This window comes from Algibacter sp. (assembly GCF_049667265.1).
GTDB lineage: Bacteria > Bacteroidota > Bacteroidia > Flavobacteriales > Flavobacteriaceae > Algibacter_B.
In genome coordinates, this window is sequence record NZ_JBATHX010000408.1 from 1 (window position 1) to 1924 (window position 1924).

The 1924-nt window shown below is 32.1% G+C and carries 3 protein-coding genes; all 3 read right to left on the reverse strand.

All coding sequences use genetic code 11. The features are described 5' to 3' along the window. Positions 1 to 158: 158 nt before the first annotated feature. Positions 159 to 776: a class I SAM-dependent methyltransferase gene (locus WBN21_RS14310; protein ID WP_424201439.1), complete on the reverse strand. Its 618-nt coding sequence runs from the start codon at positions 774 to 776 to the stop codon at positions 159 to 161. A 156-nt stretch (positions 777 to 932) separates the two neighbouring features. Then, positions 933 to 1766, reverse strand: a complete 834-nt coding sequence (locus WBN21_RS14315) for a hypothetical protein (RefSeq protein WP_424201440.1) — start codon at positions 1764 to 1766, stop codon at positions 933 to 935. 18 nt (positions 1767 to 1784) lie between these two features. Beyond that, positions 1785 to 1924: TrmH family RNA methyltransferase (locus WBN21_RS14320; RefSeq protein ID WP_424201442.1), on the reverse strand; the 140-nt coding region annotated here is incomplete at its 5' end.

Here is a 1924-nt window from a genome sequence, read left to right on the forward strand (position 1 = left end):
AGTTTTAAGTATTGCCTAATTGAAGTTTTTAAATGAATTCATTAAAAATCTATTTAAAAAACAAAGTGTTAATTGATGAAATCGTATTTTAAAAATGATGAAAAGTTTGGAAACCTGCTCAATAGGAGGTTGTTTAAAATGCGATTAACAACGATAATTTAGAAAATCTTATAAATGGTTGTTACAAGGCGTCCTTTATTATTTTCGAGAATATAACAATCAATAACTTTTTTGTTTTCAATTTTTAAGTTAAAAGGTGGGGCTAAAAGATTAACACCACTATGTTGTTTTATTCTTATACCTTGACCTGAAATAATGTCTATGTTTGGAATAAACTCACCTGAAGGAATATGTTCAGTTAAAATGACATATTTATAGTTAGCAATTTTATTTACCACTTTTTTAATTTCGGCATTACATAAATGCTGCAATACTTGACGAATAATAATACAATCGCCAGCTGGTAATGTATCTTTTGAGATGTCTAAATTATGAAACTCTAAGTTGTCTGCCTGAAATTGTTTTTTATTCCTGATAATTAAATTTTCAACAATATCAACAGCAATATATTTTTTGGTATGTTTCGTTAAGTATTTGCCAATATTAAAATCGCCACAACCCAAATCACAAACCACTAAAGCATTGTTTTGTGATACTAAAAACGCCACTAATGCCTCTAAATAAGGACTTATAATTTCAGGTTTGTGAGAACCAATACCCGAATAAAAGTCGGAATCTGTTCCTCCCCAAAGTTTTTGTTCATAAATCTGGTTCATGACCTTTTCGGTGGGCCAGGGTGTTTTATTTTTTTTGGTCACATTGATGAATTCTATAATTTCAAAATGAAAATAAACAAAATAATGATTCTAAAAGCATCTCAAAATAGCCTTCAGAAACCTTGTTATCAATCTTTATTTATGAAAATTTGCGTTTTACTCGTCTTTTGTATTATGGGTTTTCAACCATTCTTCCCCGTCTTTATCCACAAAAAAATCCATCCAGACATAGTACATTTCATCGCCAGCTGTTACGCTAACCGAATGGCTAGATCCCCGTGGAATATGAAGTAATGAGTATTCTGGAAAATCAACCTGTGCGGCATCCGCATACACGATTGTTTGATTATCAGTTAGTCCTAAAAATAATTGCTCTAACATAGCATGTTCATGCGCACCAACGGCGTCTGGTCCAATAGTTTTTACAGTTCCCATGGCTACCCGTGGAATGTATTTATTTGGCAAAATGGTTCGGCTTGTTGTTTGCGGACTTTTAATTGGTTCTGTGTACGATTTACAGTCAGTAAACTTCTTAAAATAAATGCTATCAACATGTTCTTTTGGAAAAGTTTTAATGTCTTCTTTATCCAATTCGGTTTGTAAAACTGATATTTTTAGATAATCAAGCGTATCACCTTCAGCAGGTTCAAATGATATATCTCGAACATTATTTGGTAACATAATTGTTTCTGGAACAATATCGTAAGTTTTACCCCCAGAAGTCAAAGTGCCAAATCCTTTTATAAATAAGTAAATGGATTTGTAACCTTCCTGAAGGTCTACCTTTTTTGTGATATTCCCAATGGTAATATGTTTGCTGGTTACACCATTAATTTCATTTTCTAAAATGGCTGTTGTTTGTTCCTGCTGGTTTGGTTTCATTTCCATTGCAAGAAATTCAATGGGAATATCTTGAGGTATTTGAGCACAAGCGATCATAAAAAAAAGCGGTATAATCGTTAATAAGGTAGTAGTGAATTTCGCACTCATGGTATAAATGATTTAGCTTTATAATTTACTTAATAAATCCCAAATTACGACACCGCAACTTACCGAAATATTTAACGAATGTTTGGTCCCAAATTGTGGTATTTCAATAACGGCATCGCTTTTATTAACTACATTTTGCGCAACACCTTTTACTTCAT